Here is a 16,541-nt window from a genome sequence, read left to right as displayed (position 1 = left end):
CGTGTTCGATGTCTTCATTGTGTGGAAGCGTGATGCCAGAACGGCGTGCCCAGCACCGGCGTGCTCGGTTGCGCGGAGTCCTGAGCAGCCATGGCGCCGGCGCGGTAGGCGGTGCGTCCAGCCTGCACGGCATCCGCGAACGCGCCCGCCATGGCAACAGGCTCCTGAGCGAGTGCAACCGCAGTATTGAGGAGCACGCCGTCGTATCCCCATTCCATGACCTGGCATGCATGCGAGGGCAGCCCCAGTCCGGCATCGACCAGCAGCGGAACGTTGAGGCGCTCGCGCAGCACTTGCAGCGCGTATGGATTGACGGGCCCACGTCCCGTGCCGATCGGTGCAGCCCAGGGCATCACCGCCTGGCATCCGACGTCGACCAGCCGCTGGCACAGCACGAGGTCCTCGGTGCAGTAGGGCAGGACCTGGAAGCCGTCCCGGATCAACTGCGACGCGGCGTCGACGAGGTTGAGCGTGTCCGGCTGCAAGGTGTAGTCATCGCCGATCAACTCGAGCTTGATCCACGGCGTCTCGAAAAGCTCGCGTGCCATCTGCGCCGTGGCGATCACTTCCTCCACGCTGTGACAGCCCGCGGTGTTGGGAAGCATCGGGACATCGAGGCGCTTGATCAAATCCCAGAAGCCGTTGTCGCTGCCCGACCCGTTGCGGGTCGCGGTCTGCCGGCGTAGCGAGGCGGTCAGCATCGCGGGCTTCGCTCGGCGAACCGCCGCTTCGAGCACGTCAGGTGAGGGATAGCGCGCCGTGCCCAGCAAGAGGCGGCTCTGGAAGGTCTGCCCGTAGAGAACGAGCGAATCGTTGTCGGATGAATGTGTCATGGCTCTTCTCAGCCGCCCGTGACGGGGCGGATCACCTCGATGCGGTCGTCGGTTTGCAACTCGTGCGATTCGTAGCTTGAACGCGGCACGAATTGGCGATTCACCGCCGCAGCGAAAGGCGGCGTGGCGTTGATGAGGCGCAGCGCGTCGGCAAGCTTCGCTTCCGGCGGCAGCGTGTGGGGGACGTCGTTGATCAGGATATTCATGAGTGGACTTCTTCCAGGCTGGAAGCCAAGTCGAACCGACTCGCGAGCGAGGACTGCCCGGTCGCGAGCAATTCCACCGCCACGTCGAGCACTGCGGGGGCAATCATGAAGCCATGTCTGTAGAGGCCATTGATCTGCATGATGCCGGGCCTGGGCTGCCGAATCGCGGGCAGGTTGTCGGGCAGGGTGGGGCGGCACTGCGTTGCGATCTCGATGATTCGTGCTTCCGCGAAACCGCTGTGCACCGCATAGGCAGCACTCAGCAGTTCGAGTGTCGAACGCACGCTCGCGGGCGACATATCGTCCGATTCGATCTCGGTCGCGCCGATCACGAAGAGGCTCTCGGGCTTGGGCGCGATGTAGAGCGGATAACGCGGATGCACCAGGCGTGTGGGCCGCCGCAGCGTGACCTCTGGCGCGTGCACGCGGATCACTTCTCCGCGCACACCGCGCAGGGCGTTCCATTCAGGGTGCGCGCCGAGGCCGCGGCAGTCGATGACGCGATCGGGTTGCCCGGATTCGCCCGGTCTGAACGTATCGAGCGTGCAGGGCGAGTCCCAATGCAGCCGCACATTCGGCATGGCCTGCAATGTGGCGAGGAGCGCTGCAAGCAACTCGCGGTTGTCGAGCTGGCCTTCGTCGGGCAGGAGCAGTCCCTGCGCGAACCGCCGTCCGAGCGACGGCTCCAGCGCGTCGATGGCAGTCGCATCCAGCTTCTGCATGGCCGGCAGTTCGGGGACAGCATCACCCGTTCCCGCCAAGACGCGTGCGAGCCGGGCTGCCTCGGAGGCGTCCTGTCGATGCCACAAGACCAGCGTGCCTTCGCGCTGAAAGAAGACGGGCTTGTCGAGCGAAGCGATCAGCGCGGGCCAGCGAGACAGCGCGTAGTGCCCCATGCGGACCACGGATGGTGGTGCCACGGCGGACTCCGCCAAGGGTGCCAGCATCGCGGCAGCCACGCGCGCCGCCGCACCATTCGCTTCAGGGCCGCCAGCTTCGTAGACATCCACCTTGCAGCCGGACTGCGCAAGCGTCACCGCAAGCAGACGCCCCATCAGGCCAGCGCCAAGGATCGCCACGTGGCGGAAAGGAAATTCGACAGGGCTCGTCATCGACCCCTCACGCGGCACGTACGGTGTGGCCGATAATTTTCGTCATGACTCATGCATTCTCCCGCTACGCCCGCGTGCTCTCGATCGCAGGCTCCGACAGCGGCGGCGGCGCCGGCATTCAGGCGGACCTGAAGACCTTTGCCGCGCTCGGCTGCTATGGCATGACGGCGATTACGGCGCTGACCGCGCAGAACACGCTGGGCGTGTCCGGCATCCATGGCGTTCCGCCCGAATTCCTCAAGGCGCAGATCCAGTCCGTCGTCGAGGACATCGGCGTGGATGCGGTCAAGCTCGGCATGCTGCATGCGCCTGAAGTCGTCGAAGTCGTTGCCTGGGCCATCGACCACTACAAGCTGCCCAATGTGGTTCTCGATCCGGTGATGGTTGCCACGAGCGGCGACCGGCTCATCGCGGCGGAAACGGTGCAGGTGCTGGTGCGCGAACTGTTTCCACGCGCGGTCGTCGTCACGCCCAATCTCGATGAGGCCGCATTGCTGATCGGCCATGCGATCGACGGCGTCGACGCGCTGGACGATGCAGCCAGCGAGTTGCTCGCGCTGGGCGCCAGCGCCGTTCTTCTCAAGGGCGGACATCTGCCTGGCGACGACGTCGTCGACTTGCTCGCGCAATCCAATGGAGATCGGCTGCAGCTGGCATCGACGCGCATCGTGAGCCGCAATTTGCATGGAACCGGCTGCACGCTGTCGTCCGCCATCGCGTCGCACCTCGCGCTTGGGTACGACCTCGCGCAGGCTGTCGAACGCGCGCGCAACTACGTCGTTGCCGCCATGGCGGCTGGTGCGGACGTGAAAGTCGGAAGCGGACATGGCCCGCTCAACCACGGGTTTGCGCCAGTGCCGACGTTCCGCCTGCCGGTGCCGGGCGCGTAATCCAGGCCAACACGAAGGTGACTGCGAGCGTCGGCAGCGCGGAGCCCCACTGAGGCGCCCACGCGGCGCACGAGTGATAGATCACGATGCCGCCGATCCAGATCGCGGCGGCCGCGATGTCCACGCGCCGCGCGTCGATCGCGTCAACGCTCACGCCGACGCCCAGCCGTCCGAGGATCACACCGTAGAGCGGCACGAAGACCGAACTCAGGAGCAGAAGGAACGGCTCCAGCGAGTGCATGGGCAGCACCAGCGCCAGGGCGATGCACATCGCCGCGAGCACCAGCCCCCAGCGTCGAATGCTCCATTGTGGAAGCAGGCTGTGCGAAGAAACCGAGCCTGAATAGACGTCGCCGTAGGCGTTGTCGAGCTCATCGACCAGGATCAGCCCCAGTGCCACCAGACCGCCCTGAGCCAGCAGCAATGCGGCGAGCATGTCGGTACCGGGCTCTGCCACGCTGACGACCATCACGCCGAGCGCGTAGCACCAGACGTTTGCCACCGCGTAACCGAGCCAGGTGCCGCTGAATGCGCCACCGAGCCCGCCTCTGCTGCGCTTTCCGTGGCGGGCGTAGTCGGCCACGAGTGGCAGCCAGGAGACCGGCATGGCGATCACCAGATCCAGCGCGCCGAACATGCCCATGCTTCCGTCGCCCGGGCGCGACCAGAAAGCGTCGAGGCCCTTCGCATGAAGGCGCGCGGCGAACTGCCAGCTCAGCCATGCCAGCGACAGGATCACGAGCGGCAACCCGAACCGGCTGACAAAGCGCCGCACCAGCTTCACCATCGAGCCGGCGAGCAGCGCGAGCAGGACTGCGCCCCAGATCAGCGTGGTGATCACCGTGCCCATACTGCCGTCCAGCGACCAGCCGAACGCCTGCTTGCCGATGGCCTGCGTGCCCTCGCGCATGATCACGATTTCGAAGGTGGTCCAGCCGATCAACTGGACGATGTTCAGGATCACCGGGAGCCGGGCAAACGCGCTGCCGTAGGTGGCATGCATGAGCCCTGCGCTCGCAAGGCCGCTTTCGCAACCGATACGGGCCGTCCAGGCCAGCAGGCCCGCGCCGATGCACGAGCCCAGCACGATGGCGACCGCCGCGTCGCGCGTGCCGACGGCCGGGACGAGGAACGCGCCGATCTGCATGACCAGCAGGCCGACGCCGAGGCTGAACCACAGCGCCATATGGTCATGCCACCGGAAAACGCGCCCGGCTTCGCGAAGCGGCGTGAGCGCTTCATTGGCGCCGAAGGGCGCCTCGGTGTTGTTTGTATTTGCCATCCATTTGCTCCAGTGCAAATTGTTTGGCAGGTGGGCGAGGCCACGGCGACGGATCCGGCACGCGAGAAAACGTGCGGCCGCCGGACCAGCTTCCCTGCGCGAGGATTACCTCAGTCAGGTTCAAAGGGACTCTCTCAGCCGACTCACCGATGAAACGGCGGGCCGGCACCCCTAGCGTTGCTTCAGTCTGGCGAAGCAGGACGGATTGTAGGCCTGTGGCGCGAACGGCTGCGATTGCGCAGCCGTTGGTCAGTGCTTCACGCCGAGCAGCTCGTGCAGGCGGGTGCTCGTGGTGGTGTATTGCAACGGGATCGATTTGTCCGGAAAGACGATGCTCGTGGCACCCCACGCCGCCAGCGTGGCTTCATGGAAGCCGCAGACGATCAGCTTCTTCTTGCCCGGATAGGTGTTGATGTCGCCGATCGCGAAGATGCCGCGTTCGCGGGTCTCGTACTTTTCGGTGTCGACGGGGATCTGCTTTCGCACGAGTTCAAGGCCCCAGTTGGCGATGGGCCCGAGACGAGGGGAAATGCCGAGGCAGCCGACGATCGCGTCGAAGGGCAGGACGAGGTTCTGCGCATCCGGCGTGATGAGCGTCAGGCCGGCGTCGTCGAACGCGGAAGGCTGTCCGATGGCCAGCCGGATCGCGCCGTCAGCAATGCGCTGGCGAAGGGTGGCAAGGGTAGCGTCGTCAGCTTGAAAGACATCGCGACGGTGAACAAGCGTGACCTGTTTCGCGATCGGCTCGAGTGCCAATGCGGTTTCGACCGCTGCATCGTCGCCGCCATTGACAACGACCGTCTGGCCGGCGAATCGGCCGAGCGACTCGGTGTCGGGGTGATAGAAGAGCTTCGTGCCCTCCAGGCGCTCGATGCCCTCGACGGCGATTCGCTTTGGCACGAAGGCGCCGACGCCGGCCGCGATGAAGACCGTCCTGGCCATGAAGCGCGTGCCGCGGTGGGTTGCCAACAGAATGCGCCCGTCATCCTGCCGCGCAAGCGTCTCGATTTGCTCGCCGAAGTGGAATTGGGACTTGAAAGGCGCGACCTGCTCCAGCAGCGATTCCGCAAGACCGCGACCCGTGGTCTTCGGCGTGCCGGGAATGTCGTAGATCGGCTTGTCGCCATACAACTCGACGCACTGGCCGCCAGCGCGGGGCAGTGCGTCGACGATGTGACAGGAGATTTCGAGCAGGCCGAGTTGGAAGGCCTGGAACAGCCCGACCGGTCCGGCGCCGATGATCAGCGCGTCGGTTTCGATCGGGGCGGGCGTCGTGCTCAGCGCACGAGCTCCGAGATCTTGCCGGTCTTGTCCTTCCACTCTTCTGCGTCGGGGAGTGCCGGCTTGCGCTTGGTGATGCTCTTCCAGCCGTCGGCCAGGGCGAGTTCGGCGTTGAGCTTGATGAAGGCGATCTGATCCGCCGGGAGGTCTTCCTCGGCGTAGATCGCGTTGACCGGGCATTCGGGAATGCACACCGCGCAATCAATGCACTCGTCGGGGTCGATCACCAGCATGTTCGGCCCCTCGCGGAAGCAATCGACCGGGCATACGTCGACGCAGTCGGTGTATTTGCAGCGGATGCAGGCTTCGGAGACGACGTGGGTCATGGTGGGGCTAGAACGAGTGTGTGATCGGGAAAACCCCGAATTTTAGGCGTTTGTGACCGAGGGCTGCACGAGTACGGCTGCGGACGTCCGATGCGAGGCGGTATCGACCAGGATCAGCGAGCCAAGCGCACGCGATTGCGTGAACGGCAGCACTGCGAGCGGCTGCTGCAGGCTGAGCACCACATCGCCGATGGCGTTGGCCTCGAGCTGGTCGGCCGGCTCGGATTCGAGCGTGGTGATGTTGACGCGATCGACGATGCGCGCAACCTTGGCCTTGACCCAGCGGTGCCCCTGCAGCGCCCAGTAGACGCGGCCCGGAACGAGCGGTTCGTCATCCAGCCACGCGATGGTCGCGGTGATTTCGCGCTGCGGTTCGAAGGCGCCGGGCTCCAGCAGCCAATCGCCGCGCGATACATCGAGTTCACGGTCGAGCACGATGCCGGCGCTGTGGCCTGCATGCACGGTCTTGGGCTGCCGCGTGTGGCTCAGCACCTGCGCGACGGTCGCAGTCTGGTTGCCGGGCAGCACCGTGACGCGCTGGCCGGGCTCGACGTGGCCGCTGGCAACGCGGCCCCAGAACACGCGGCGGCCGCGCGAGGTGTCGGCCGAGCCGGAGAATTTCTCGACCCACTGGACCGGGAAGGCAAAGGGGACTGCTTCGTCCTGCGCGGTGACTGGCAGCGTTTCAAGCAACTCCAGGAGGCTCGGGCCTGCGTAGCCCGCCCAGTCGGCATGGCGAGAAGCCACGTTCCAGCCCTTGAGCGCCGAGATCGGCACCGTGGCGGCAACCTTGACGCCGGCGGCTTCGGCGAAGTTTGTGAGTGCGGCAGAGATGCGCTCGAACGCCAGCTCGGCATCGTCGATCGCATCGAGCTTGTTGACCGCGAACACGATCGACTGCACGCGCAGCAGGTGGCAGAGCAGCGTATGACGGCGCGTCTGCGGCAGCAGCTCGCGCTTGACCACTTCGCCGTCGCCGACTTCGCCGGCCCAGGGCAGCTTGGTCGCATCGACCAGCACCACGGCGGCATCGGCGCTCGAAGCGGCGGTGACCATGTTGCGGGTGTATTGCTCGTGGCCCGGTGCGTCGCCGATCACGAACTTGCGGTGCGCGGTCGAGAAGTAGCGGTAGGCCACATCGATCGTGATGCCTTGCTCGCGCTCGGCCGAAAGGCCGTCCGTGAGCAGTGCCAGATCCACCTCGCCGCCGCGCTGGACGCCGGCCAGTTGGTCTTGCAGCACCGTCTTGCTGTCCACCAGCAGGCGGCCGATCAGCGTGCTCTTGCCGTCGTCCACGCTTCCGCAGGTGATGAAGCGCAGCGCCGCGCCGGTTTCAGCTTCAACCTTGTTCATCGTCGTCGTCGCGTTCATCAGAAGTAACCGTCTTTCTTGCGCTTTTCCATCGAGGCTTCGGACGTCTTGTCGTCCATGCGCGTTGCACCGCGCTCGCTCACATCGGCGGCGAGCGTCTCGACCACCACGTCGGCCGCATCGGCCGCAAGGCTCTCTACCGGGCATGTGCAGGTGATGTCGCCGACGGTGCGGAAACGCACGTCGCGCACTTCAACCTTTTCGTCGTCACGCGGCGGCGTGAGTTCGGTCACCGGCACCAGCAAGCCTCGGCGCTCGACCACTTCGCGCTTGTGGGTGTAGTAGATCGAGGGCAGGGCGATGTGCTCGCGCTCGATGTACTGCCAGACGTCGAGCTCGGTCCAGTTCGAGATCGGGAACACACGGAAGTGCTCGCCCGGTGCGAGGCGCGTGTTGAACAGCGTCCACAACTCGGGGCGCTGGTCCTTTGGCTGCCACTGGCCGAAGCTGTCGCGGTGCGAAAAGATGCGTTCCTTGGCGCGGGCCTTTTCCTCGTCGCGACGAGCGCCGCCGATCAGGGCGTCGAATCGGAATTCCTCGATGGCTTCGAGCAGCGTGACCGACTGGTGCACGTTGCGCGATTCGCCCGGATGCGCCAGACGCACCGTGCCACGCTTCATCGAATCCTCGACGCTGCGCACGATCAGCTCGGCGCCGAGTTCCTTGGCGCGCTGGTCACGGAAGTCCGTCACTTCAGGGAAGTTGTGGCCCGTGTCGATCATCAGCAGCGGATAGGGAATGCGCCCGACACCGAATGCCTTTTCCGCGCACTTCAGCAGCACCAGCGAGTCCTTGCCGCCGGAGAACAGCAGCGTCGGCCGTTCGAAGGAGGCAGCGACTTCACGCAGGATGAAGATGGTTTCTTCTTCCAGCGCATCGAGGTGCGTGTTGGACAGGCGGCTCAGCGCGTCCGTTGTCGGCAGCAGCAGGTCGGGTTCGGTACGGGCGTTCATTGGATCGTGGGCTGATGGAGTGGATCGGCAGCGGTTCGGGACGTCAGTGCGAGAGATGCAGGCCGCATTCGCGGTTGTCCTCGCCCTTGGTGGGATCCACGTAGTCGAAGTTGTTGGGCAGGCCGTGCTTCTGGCAGTACTCGTACAGATCCTTGGACGACCAATGCAGCAGCGGCGCGACCTTGATCAGGCCATCGGGATTGATGCTGACCGGGTCCATCTGCGCGCGCACGGCGGTGTCGGTGGCCCGCAGCGCAGTAAACCAGACCTTCGGCGCCGTTTCGCGCAGCGCACGTGCGAAGGGTTCCAGCTTCACTTCCTCGGTGAAGGCGGCGTGGCGCGGATCGTCCAGCGCCGGCGTCGGGCCTTCCACCGCTTCGCGATGGGCACGCGAACGGCGGGGCACGAAGATGCGCAGATCAAGCTTCAGCAACTTCGTCACTTCGTCGGCGAAGCGATACGTGGCCTCGGTGTTGTACCCGTTGTCCATCCACACCACCGGCACGTCGGGCTTGGCGCGCGTGACCATGTGCAGGATCACCGCCTCGAAGGGCCGGAAGTTGGTGGTGATGATCGCCGGCTGGCCCAGGCCGATGGCCCAGTCCACGAGACCTTCGGCGTTGCGGCCGAACTTGGCGTTGACTTCTGCGAGATCGATGCTCATTGGTGGGGATTCCGTACGGGGGCAGGGCGCTCAGGCGCGGGTGAACAGCGGAGCGGTTTCGATCGCATCGCCCTGGTAGTAGGCGGCAAACCGGTCGAACTGGCGTTGTGCTGCCGTGGCGTCGACGCCTTCCTTGAGCACCGCGCTGGAGAACCCCGTGCGCTGCATCTGCACGAGCTGGTCGATCAGCACGTCGCCCGTAGCGCGGATGTCACCCTTGAAGCCGAGGCGGCGGCGCAGCAGGTAAGCCTGGCTGTACGCGCGGCCGTCGGTGAACTTCGGGAAGTCCAGGTCGATGCGCTCCACGTCATCGAGGCACACCTCGATCGCGAGCGGATCGGCGTCGTTCGCCAGTTGCAGGACGTTCGGCTCGCCGTTGTCGACATGCTCTTCGGCGGCAAGGATCTTCAGGGTCTTGTTCATGCTGCGGCCTCCTCGACCTTGAAACGTGCGCCATTGGCCGCGGTCTTGAAGGGCTCGATGCCGATGCGACGCAGGGCGTCGATGAAGGTCTCGCCGGATTCGCGCGTGTCGCGGTAGGTGTTGAGCACCGCTTCGATCACGCCGGGCACTTCGGCCGCCGAGAACGACGGGCCGACGACCTTGCCGGCCTGCGCCGGGCCGCTCAGTTCAGAGCCGTCCGAGCCGCCGAGCGTGACCTGGTACCACTCCTTGCCGTCCTTGTCGACGCCGAGGATGCCGATGTGGCCGCTGTGGTGGTGGCCGCACGAGTTGATGCAGCCGCTGATGTGCAGGTCGATCTCGCCGAGGTCATCGAGTTCGTCGAGGTCCTGGTAGCGCTCGGTGATCGCTTCGGCGATCGGGATCGAGCGCGCATTCGCGAGTGCGCAGAAGTCGCCGCCGGGGCAGGCAATCATGTCCGTCAGCAGGTGCACGTTGGCGCTGGCGAAGCCGGCTTCGCGGGCGGCAAGCCACAGCGCGTGCAGGTCTTCGGCGTGCACCCACGGCAACAGCACGTTCTGGTCGTGCGTCACGCGTGCTTCGCCGGCGCTGAAGCGGTCGGCCAACGTGGCAACGGTTTCGAGCTGGTCGGCCGATGCGTCGCCGGGCGCTTGCAGGCGGCGCTTGAACGAAAGCGTCACGGCGCGCAGGGCAGGGTTCTTGTGTGGTGCGACGTTGCGGGCGAGCCAGCGGGCAAACATCACGTCGTCGGCAGCTTGAGCGCGCAACTCGGCGTCGGTTTCTTCGGCGCTGCGGAACACGCGGGTCGCGAGGGTCGGCGGCACGAAGGAAGCGGTCACGCGGTCCAGCTCGGCTTGCGAAATGGTGTGCGGTGCGCCGTCGTGTTCGATGATCTGCTTGTACTCGGCCTCGACGTCGTCGATGTAGACCTGTCCTTCGGCCTTCACGAGGATCTTGATGCGCGCCTTGTAGATGTTGTCGCGGCGGCCGTAGCGGTTGTAGACACGAATCACCGCTTCGAGGTAATTCATGATCTGGTTCCACGGCAGGAACTCGCGCAGCACGGTGCCGATGATCGGCGTGCGGCCCATGCCGCCACCGACCTGCACGCGGAAGCCCAGCTCGCCCTGTTCGTTCTTGACGAGGCGCAGGCCCACGTCATGCCAGCCGGTCGCGGCGCGGTCTTCGGCGGCGCCGGTGATCGCGATCTTGAACTTGCGCGGCAGGAAGGCGAACTCGGGGTGCAGCGTGCTCCACTGACGCATGATTTCAGCGAAGGGGCGCGGATCGGCCGCTTCGTCGACCGCAATGCCGGCGCGCTCGTCGCTCGTGATGTTGCGGATGCAGTTGCCGCTGGTCTGGATGCCGTGCATGTCGACCGAGGCGAGCAGGTCCATCACGTCCGCCGACTTGGAAAGCGGAATCCAGTTGTACTGGACGTTCTGGCGGGTGGTGAAGTGCGCGTAGTGCGTCGGCAGCTTGTGCGAGCCGAGCTTGCCTTGCGTCGCAACAGCGTTCTTGTAGACCTCGGCCTCCGGCTCGTCGTACACGCGGGCGATCTTCGCGAGGACGCGCAGCTGCTTGCTCGACAGCTCGCCGTACGGCACCGCGACACGCAGCATCGGTGCGTAGCGCTGCACATACCAGCCGTTCTGCAGGCGCAGGGGACGGAATTCATCCTCGGACAACCTGCCCGTCTGCCAGCGTTCGAGTTGATCGCGGAATTGCGCCGCGCGCAGGTGCACGAACTGGCGGTCGAAATCTGTGTATTGGTACATCGTGTGTCAGTTGTTGAAGGCAGTGCGTCCACCGGCCCCGGTCAACGAGGGCGCAACTTTAGAAGCGAGCCTTATGGAAACAAACTATTTTTTGGTTCGCGCTTTATGCGGATAAGCTTATTCGCCAGTCTCCATGCGGGTTTGCGGGCGACCAGTTGCTTATTCGGGATAAAGCGGACGGCGCTCGGAACGTCGTCCTGCACGGCTGAGCCGTACTCGAAACCGGGCGAATTCTAGGGGCGGGAATTTCCCTATTTCGCTGTTGGGGCCGCGCTTTAACTTGAGGGCGCACCCATCGAGGTGGAGGAGAGGGGACACATGCAACGTCGCCGTGGCGACCCTGGTACGCGCCTGCCTGCCTTTTTGCTTCTTTCGACGGCGTCGGCGGTCGGGCTCTCCGGCGCCCCGCCAGCCGCCGCCCAGGTCCAGGCGGAGGCCGACCGCGAGCTTCCCACGATTACGGTCGTCGCGCCGACGCCATTGCCGGGGCTCGACGTGCCCAAGGACCAGGTGCCCGCCAACGTGCAGAGTGCCACCGGCACCGACATCGACCGCACGCATGCGCTCGACCTGTCGAGCTTTCTGGCCCGCCGGATCAACGGCGTGACAGTCAACGAGATCCAGGGCAATCCCTTCCAGGTGGACATCAACTACCGCGGCTTCACGGCTTCGCCGCTGCTCGGTACGCCGCAGGGACTGTCGGTGTATCTCGACGGTGTGCGCCTGAACCAGCCTTTCGGCGATGTGGTGAGCTGGGATCTGATCCCGACCACCGTGATCGACAGCGTGGTGTTGATGCCCGGCAGCAATCCGCTGTTCGGCCTCAACACCCTGGGCGGTGCTCTGTCGGTGCGAACCAAGGACGGGTTCACCAGCCCGGGCACCTCGGTGCAGATGCTCGGCGGTAGCTATGGGCGCGTTGCGGCCGAATTCGAGACCGGCGGCAGCCGGGAGGACGGCGTCAACTGGTACGTCGCTGCCAATCGCTTTCACGAGGACGGCTGGCGTACCGCCTCTCCGAGCGATCTGCGCCAGCTCTTCGCCAAGGTTGGCAAGCGTGCGCGAGACACAGAACTGTCCCTGACGGCGGCCTACGCCGACAACGACCTCACCGGCAACGGGCTGCAGGAGCAGCACGCTCTGCAGCGCGACTGGAGCAGTGTCTACACGGTCCCGGACCAGACCAACAACCGCTCGATCTTCCTGAATCTCGCCGGCAGCCACGACATCAACGACCGCCTGCGCTTCACGGGCAACGCTTACTGGCGCGACATCAAGGCCAGCACGCTCAATGGCGACGTCAACGACGATTCCCTCGGCGAGTCGCTCTACCAGCCCAATGTGGCTGAGCGCGCAGCCCTCTCGCGCGCGGGCTTCACGGGTTTCCCGACCAGCGGCGAGACGCAGGCCAACACGCCTTTCCCGCGATGGCGCTGCATCGCCAACGTGCTGACGAACAACGAGCCCAACGAAAAGTGCAACGGGCTCTACAACCGCACCCGGACCGAGCAGCACAACTACGGCCTGGCGGGCCAGTTTGCGGCGCTGATGGACACCGCCGGCATCGGTCATCAACTGGTGTTCGGCGCTGCCTACGACGCGAGCCGCGTCGGCTTCGACCAGAGCGCGCAATTCGGCTTCATCAATCCGGACAGGTCGATCACGCCGCTGCTGGGGCCCGGCGCTTTTGCAGACGGCACGCAGAACTCCGAGAACGCGTTCGATGCCCGCGTGGGCCTGTCGAGCCGCTCGAGCACCTGGAGCCTCTACGCGAGCGACATCATCGAGATCAGCCAGGCGACGCACCTGACGCTGTCGGGGCGCTACAACCACACCTCGGTCGACAACTTCGATTGGGTCACGCCGGGGCCCGCTCCGGGCTCGCTCACGGGCGATCACACCTTCAGCCATTTCAATCCGGCGATCGGCCTGACCTTTGCGGCGAGTGAGGCGCTGACCCTCTACGCGGGCGCCAATCAGGGAAGCCGAGCTCCGACCGCGATCGAGCTCGGCTGCTCAGATCCGGCAACGCCCTGCAAGCTACCGAACTCGTTTGCGGGCGATCCATCCCTCAAGCAGGTGGTCACGACCACCTTCGAAGCGGGTATGCGCGGCAAGTGGGAGCGGTCGCTCTCGTGGAACCTCGGCGTCTTCCGCTCGGACAACAAGGACGATCTGCTCTTCGTGTCGGACGACCCGAGCGGATTCGGGTACTTCAAGAACTTCGGCAAGACGCGCCGTCAGGGCATCGAGGCGGGCCTCGTGGCGCAACCCGCGCGAGGATGGACCGTTGGCGCCAATCTGGCACTGCTCGACGCCACGTTCCGCAGTAGCGAAGTCATCGATGGTTCGGGCAACAGCAGCAACAGCTCCGCGGCCGCCGGCGCTCCGGGTACGGAGGGCACGATCACCATCCGGCCGGGAGACCGCATCCCGCTGCTGCCGCGCCGCGTGCTCAAGCTTGAGGCGAATTGGGAGGCGAATGCGCAATGGCGCTTCGACCTCGACATGGTGGCTTCGAGCGGGGCCAACGTGCGCGGCAACGAGAACGGACTGCATATGCCGGACGGCATCTACTACACGGGCGACGGGCGCACCGGCGGCTATGCGGTCTTCAACCTCGGCGCCGACTATCGGCCGAAGAAGGGCCTGAAGTTCTTTGCGCAGATCAACAACCTGTTCGACCGCAAGTACACGACCGGCGGTCAGCTCGGTGCCAACGCCTTCGGACCCGCAGGCGCCTTTGTGGCCCGGCCTTTCCCGGCCAATGCGAACGGAGACTTTCCCCTCGTGCGCGCGACCTTCCTCGCCCCTGGCGCGCCGCGCACGGCCTGGATCGGCGTGCGCTACAGCTTCGGAACCTAGAGCACGAACTGCGTCACCGCGACGTAGTGGCACAGCGTGCCGCCAATGACGAACAAGTGCCATGTGCCGTGCGCATGCCGCCAGCCTCTCGGATTGGCATAGAAGATCGTGCCCGCCGAATAGAGCAGGGCACCCGTCAGCACCCACGCGACGCCGGCACTGTCGAGCCGCTCGATGAGGGGCCCGAGCACCAACGCGCCAAGCCATCCCATGCCCAGGTAGATCAGGAGCGAAGGCTTCGGCGGATCGCCTGGTCGCAGCTCGCGGCCGATGCCGACGATCGCCGCGGCCCAGATGCCCGCGAGCAGCGCCCATCCCCATGGCCCGTGGAGCGTGACCAGCGCGAAGGGCGTGTAGCTGCCCGCGATGAGCAGATAGATCGCGCAATGGTCAACCCGCTGCCAGAAGAGCTTCGTCGACCCACGCGTGCTGTGGAAGATGGTCGATGCGGCGTACAGCACCATCATCGACACACCAAACACGAGCGCACTGGCGGTCTTGGCCGGATCGTCGCCCGTCATGGTCTTCGAGATCAGCATCGCCGACCCGGCGCTGGCCAGAAGGAAGCCGCAAAGGTGGCTGTAGCCGTTGAAGCGTTCACCGTGGTACATGATCTTCGCCCCAGGTGTTGCAGGTCTGTCCGCGGCGCGCACCTGCGCTGCGGTGACTCAATGAGACACCTGTTTACGTTTTCACACATCCACCATTCGAGCTGGCGAATTGGCTGGCTCCCGCTCCTTTCGGAGCGTGGACCTCACCGATCGGCAGAGCAACGGTGGAAGAGGTGCGTATGGCCTCTGGTCAAGTGATGCCGATCAGCGGCGTTCACCGAAGACGAGGCTGAACTGGCGTGGATCCAGCTTCGGATGGTCGCGGGGGACTTCATCCTCTCCAGGATGCGGTTCGCGGACAGCGACGCCGACGGCCTCGATCTGCTGCGTACGGAACGTAGCGAGATGACGCGCGAGTTGTAGTTCGGAGGGCTCGAAATCGGGAGTGGGCATTGCGAGTGACATGGCGGGCTCCTTTTGACTTCAAGTTAGGCCAACCGGCGCCCGGCGCGCGTAGGCGCCATCAGCCCACGCAACGACGCGAAGACTGATTTGCCCGTGCCCGCATTCCTACGAATTCGCCGCTTTGTGCGCCCGGTCGTACAGCAGGTCGGCGGAGTCGCTTGCAGGGCCGATCGGGCGTGCAGTGAAATGGCGGGCCAAAACCAAGGAGACCGCATGCCTGTGTTCAACACCGTCGTGATCGACAAGGACCCCGCTCATCCACGCATCGCGCGGCTGCTGCTGAATCGCCCCGACAAGCTCAATGCCATCGCCGAGACCACACCGTCGGACATCCGGCAGGCCGTCGCGTGGGCGCAGGCAGAGGACGAGGTGCATGTCATCGTTGTCGAAGGCGCAGGCCGCGCCTTCTGCGCGGGGTACGACCTGGGCGACTACGCCGAAGGCCATGTCGACCGCGCGGGCGGCGATCACCCCTGCCGTCAGGAGAAGACGCCTTGGGATCCGATGCTCGACTACGCCGCGATGAAGGGCAACACAGAGGACTTCATGTCGCTATGGCGGTGCACCAAGCCGACCATCGCCAAGGTGCATGGGTATGCGGTCGCGGGAGGGAGCGACATCGCGCTGTGCTGCGACCTGCTCGTGATGGCCGACGACGCGAAGATCGGCTACATGCCCACCCGCGTCTGGGGCTGCCCGACGACCGCGATGTGGACCTATCGGCTGGGGGCGATGCGCGCCAAGCAACTCATGTTCACCGGGGACACCATCACCGGCGCGCAGGCCGCCGAATGGGGGCTGGCCAACTTCGCGGTGCCTGCCGACGAACTGGACGACGCCACGCTGCGGCTCGCGCTGCGCATCGCGGGCGTGCCGCGCTCGCATCTGATGATGCACAAGCTGGTGGTCAACCAAGTCTGGCTGTCGATGGGGCTGGAGCAGTCGCAGATGTTCGCGACCGTGTTCGACGGCATCACCCGCCACAACCCCGAAGGCATGTGGTTCCGCCGGCAGGCGGAGGTCGAAGGCTTCAAGAGCGCGGTGACCTGGCGCGATAGCGGGCGGCCGATTCCCGAAGGCGACGAGGCAAGGGCGCTGGTGGCCGAACTCGAAGCGAAGCTCGCGCAGGCCAAAGGTGCGGCCACTCCCTAGCGACCGTCGACGGGACACTTCCGCACCGCCCTTGGCCAAATGTCTACCGCCTTCGCGGTATGGACCTACATGTCCACAAGTAATACATAAGTAGTCTTGAGAATGACTACTTCTTGGAGGGCGTGTGCAGCGGGAAAGGAGAGGCGAGCTGACCCAGCTCTATCAGGCCGTTGTCGTGAGCCGCCTCGCGGTGGAGGCCGCGCGTGGCGAACTCATCGAGGCGCTGGGCGATTGGCTCTGCGGCGCCGACGCGCTGCCGCCCGGCTCTCAGGAGATCCAGGCGCTTGCAACCCTGTGCGAGGCGCAGGAGAAGGCCGAGGCCGAGTACGCGAGGTGCGTCGCGGTGCTGTCTGAAAAGCTCGTCCGCCGCGCCCGGGTCGCGTAGCTGC

17 protein-coding genes and 1 riboswitch are annotated in these 16,541 nt (G+C 65.4%); of the genes, 4 read left to right on the top strand and 13 right to left on the bottom strand.

Annotated features, from left to right (window positions below; translation table 11 throughout):
* Positions 1-14 precede the first annotated feature (14 nt).
* The 3 genes from FHW64_RS04590 to FHW64_RS04580 are packed head-to-tail and all read right to left on the bottom strand — an operon-like array spanning position 15 to position 2,151.
* Positions 15-833: a thiazole synthase gene (locus tag FHW64_RS04590; RefSeq protein ID WP_184523479.1), complete on the bottom strand. Its 819-nt coding sequence runs from the start codon at positions 831-833 to the stop codon at positions 15-17.
* A gap of 8 nt (positions 834-841) precedes the next feature.
* The gene (gene thiS, locus FHW64_RS04585) at positions 842-1,039 is read right to left on the bottom strand and encodes a sulfur carrier protein ThiS (protein WP_184523477.1); all 198 of its coding nucleotides are present in this window, start codon (positions 1,037-1,039) and stop codon (positions 842-844) included.
* A complete protein-coding gene (locus FHW64_RS04580; RefSeq protein WP_184523475.1) occupies positions 1,036-2,151 on the bottom strand; it encodes an FAD-dependent oxidoreductase in 1,116 nt (371 codons plus the stop codon). The genes thiS and FHW64_RS04580 overlap by 4 nt, the downstream gene beginning before the upstream one ends.
* A 44-nt stretch (positions 2,152-2,195) precedes the next feature.
* On the opposite strand from FHW64_RS04580, the gene thiD reads away from it, so the two are divergent.
* Positions 2,196-3,041: a bifunctional hydroxymethylpyrimidine kinase/phosphomethylpyrimidine kinase gene (thiD, locus tag FHW64_RS04575; protein WP_184523473.1), complete on the top strand. Its 846-nt coding sequence runs from the start codon at positions 2,196-2,198 to the stop codon at positions 3,039-3,041.
* Here the strand turns inward: thiD and FHW64_RS04570 are convergent.
* The 8 genes from FHW64_RS04570 to FHW64_RS04540 all read right to left on the bottom strand — a co-directional run bounded on the left by FHW64_RS04570 (position 2,986) and on the right by FHW64_RS04540 (position 11,119).
* Positions 2,986-4,323, bottom strand: a complete 1,338-nt coding sequence (locus FHW64_RS04570; protein ID WP_184523471.1) for a cytosine permease — start codon at positions 4,321-4,323, stop codon at positions 2,986-2,988. The two genes, thiD and FHW64_RS04570, sit on opposite strands and share 56 nt — an antisense overlap.
* Positions 4,324-4,397: 74 nt before the next feature.
* Positions 4,398-4,506: riboswitch (TPP riboswitch) on the bottom strand.
* Between the two features lie 66 nt (positions 4,507-4,572).
* A complete protein-coding gene (locus tag FHW64_RS04565) occupies positions 4,573-5,643 on the bottom strand; it encodes an NAD(P)/FAD-dependent oxidoreductase (RefSeq protein ID WP_311733253.1) in 1,071 nt (356 codons plus the stop codon).
* Positions 5,601-5,930: a ferredoxin FdxA gene (fdxA, locus tag FHW64_RS34300; protein WP_260303636.1), complete on the bottom strand. Its 330-nt coding sequence runs from the start codon at positions 5,928-5,930 to the stop codon at positions 5,601-5,603. The genes FHW64_RS04565 and fdxA overlap by 43 nt, the downstream gene beginning before the upstream one ends.
* A 42-nt stretch (positions 5,931-5,972) precedes the next feature.
* Positions 5,973-7,301, bottom strand: coding sequence for a sulfate adenylyltransferase subunit 1 (locus FHW64_RS04560; protein ID WP_184523467.1), 1,329 nt, complete (start codon positions 7,299-7,301; stop codon positions 5,973-5,975).
* Entirely contained in the window at positions 7,301-8,254 is a 954-nt protein-coding gene (gene cysD, locus FHW64_RS04555; RefSeq protein WP_184523465.1) for a sulfate adenylyltransferase subunit CysD, read from the bottom strand. The genes FHW64_RS04560 and cysD overlap by 1 nt, the downstream gene beginning before the upstream one ends.
* A 43-nt stretch (positions 8,255-8,297) precedes the next feature.
* Positions 8,298-8,918, bottom strand: coding sequence for a phosphoadenosine phosphosulfate reductase family protein (locus tag FHW64_RS04550; RefSeq protein ID WP_184523463.1), 621 nt, complete (start codon positions 8,916-8,918; stop codon positions 8,298-8,300).
* A gap of 30 nt (positions 8,919-8,948) precedes the next feature.
* Complete coding sequence (locus FHW64_RS04545) at positions 8,949-9,341, bottom strand: DUF934 domain-containing protein (protein WP_184523461.1); 393 nt, start codon at positions 9,339-9,341, stop codon at positions 8,949-8,951.
* Positions 9,338-11,119 carry a nitrite/sulfite reductase gene (locus FHW64_RS04540; RefSeq protein ID WP_184523460.1) on the bottom strand — a complete coding sequence of 594 codons (1,782 nt, stop codon included), beginning with the start codon at positions 11,117-11,119 and terminating at the stop codon, positions 9,338-9,340. The genes FHW64_RS04545 and FHW64_RS04540 overlap by 4 nt, the downstream gene beginning before the upstream one ends.
* Before the next feature lie 318 nt (positions 11,120-11,437).
* Here FHW64_RS04540 and FHW64_RS04535 point away from each other — a divergent pair, with 318 nt between their 5' ends.
* Complete coding sequence (locus FHW64_RS04535) at positions 11,438-13,984, top strand: TonB-dependent receptor (protein ID WP_184523458.1); 2,547 nt, start codon at positions 11,438-11,440, stop codon at positions 13,982-13,984.
* Here FHW64_RS04535 and trhA read toward each other — a convergent pair.
* Together trhA and FHW64_RS04525 are read right to left on the bottom strand one after the other, a co-directional pair.
* On the bottom strand, positions 13,981-14,595 hold the full coding sequence (gene trhA / locus FHW64_RS04530; protein ID WP_184523456.1) for a PAQR family membrane homeostasis protein TrhA: 615 nt from the start codon (positions 14,593-14,595) through the stop codon (positions 13,981-13,983). The two genes, FHW64_RS04535 and trhA, sit on opposite strands and share 4 nt — an antisense overlap.
* Before the next feature lie 204 nt (positions 14,596-14,799).
* Positions 14,800-15,000, bottom strand: a complete 201-nt coding sequence (locus tag FHW64_RS04525) for a hypothetical protein (RefSeq protein ID WP_184523454.1) — start codon at positions 14,998-15,000, stop codon at positions 14,800-14,802.
* A gap of 213 nt (positions 15,001-15,213) precedes the next feature.
* On the opposite strand from FHW64_RS04525, the gene FHW64_RS04520 reads away from it, so the two are divergent.
* Positions 15,214-16,152, top strand: coding sequence for a crotonase/enoyl-CoA hydratase family protein (locus tag FHW64_RS04520; protein ID WP_184523452.1), 939 nt, complete (start codon positions 15,214-15,216; stop codon positions 16,150-16,152).
* A gap of 124 nt (positions 16,153-16,276) precedes the next feature.
* A complete protein-coding gene (locus FHW64_RS04515; protein ID WP_184523450.1) occupies positions 16,277-16,537 on the top strand; it encodes a hypothetical protein in 261 nt (86 codons plus the stop codon).
* The last annotated feature ends 4 nt before the right edge of the window (positions 16,538-16,541 follow it).

Origin of the sequence: Variovorax sp. Sphag1AA (genome assembly GCF_014192575.1) — a bacterium.
Lineage (GTDB): Bacteria > Pseudomonadota > Gammaproteobacteria > Burkholderiales > Burkholderiaceae_C > Variovorax.
Note: the sequence above shows the minus strand (reverse complement) of the source record. Positions and strands in the feature narration are given on the sequence as shown.